The sequence below is a fragment of the Promicromonospora kroppenstedtii DSM 19349 genome (genome assembly GCF_000515355.1).
Classification (GTDB): Bacteria; Actinomycetota; Actinomycetes; order Actinomycetales; family Cellulomonadaceae; genus Promicromonospora; species Promicromonospora kroppenstedtii.
In genome coordinates, this window is the sequence record NZ_KI911740.1 from 171,995 (window position 1) to 173,266 (window position 1,272).

General features: G+C 76.1%; 1 protein-coding gene. It reads right to left on the reverse strand.

Annotation, left to right across the window (positions count from 1 at the left end; all coding sequences use genetic code 11):
• On the reverse strand, positions 1-1,272 hold a 1,272-nt coding region (locus tag PROKR_RS37565), incomplete at both ends, for an amylo-alpha-1,6-glucosidase (RefSeq protein ID WP_425414930.1).

Below are 1,272 nucleotides of genomic sequence, written 5' to 3' on the forward strand. Positions count from 1 at the left end.
CGCGAGCAGCCCGTCCACGGCGCGGCGCGCGTGGCCGGCCAGGCCGGCGCGGTGCATGCCGTGCACCGCGATGGCGGTGTCGTGCGTCCACACGCTGCCCCCGTGGTACGACAGCGGCCAGTAGCCCGCCGCGCCCGTCGACATGGTGCGGATGCCGAACCCGGTCGACATCGCGGGGCCCAGCAGCAGGTCGGCGACGTGCTGCTCCTCGCCCGGCTCCAGGATCCCGGTGCCCAGCAGGTGCCCGATGTTGCTGGTGAGGGTGTCGACGGGACGCTTGTCCTTGTCCAGCGCCACGGCCGGGTACCGGCCCTCCGGCGTCTGCACCCAGTACGACGCCGCGAACCGGGCCCGCAGGTCGGCGGCCCAGGCGCGCAGCCCGGCCGGGTTCAGGACGGCGGCGGTCCCCGCGGACGGCGCTCCCGCTGACGGCGCCTCCGCTGACGGCGCTCCCGCGGACTGCGCTCCCGCTGACGGTGCCTGTACGGACGCGGCGTCCGTGGACCCGCCAGCCGTGGACCCCCCAGCCGTGGACCCGACGACGGAGGCCGCCTCCGGCCCGAACGCCTCCAGCAGGTCCGCGCCCGCGAGCGCCGCCTCGTACGCGTAGCCCTGGACCTCGCAGAGCGCGATCGGCCCGTCGGCCAGCGCCCCGTCGCGCCACTGGATGGAGTCGCCGGAGTCCTTCCAGCCCTGGTTGGCCAGGCCGCGTCCGGACCGGTCGATGTAGTCGAGGAACCCGTCGCCGTCGCTGTCGCCGTGCTCGACCAGCCAGGTCAGGGCGCCGCGCAGCGCGGGGAGCAGGGCGGCGACCTCGTCGTCGGGCATGCCGGCGCGCCAGGCGTCGGCGAGCAGGCAGATCCAGAGCGGGGTGGAATCCACGCTGCCGTAGTACAGCGGGGGCAGGACGACGCCCTCGCCGGGGATCTCGAGCGACGTCGCGCGCAGCTCGTGCAGGATCTTGCCGGGCTCCTGCGCGGTCTCGACGTCGTGGTCGGTGCCCTGCAGCCGGGCCAGGACACGCAGCGTGGACGCCGCGATCCGGACGTCGAGCGGGAGCGCGAGCCGGGCGGCCCAGAGGGCGTCGCGGCCGAACAGCGTGAAGAACCAGGGCGCGCCGGCGGCGAAGAACTCGTCGTCGGGGTGGCCGGGCAGGGTCAGGCGCAGGGCGTCGAGGTCGTCCAGCGCGGTGTCGAGCCAGCGGCCGAGGCGGGGGTCGGCGCCCTCGGAGACGGCGATCCGGGCCGTGCCGGCGGCGGTCGAGCCGGCAAG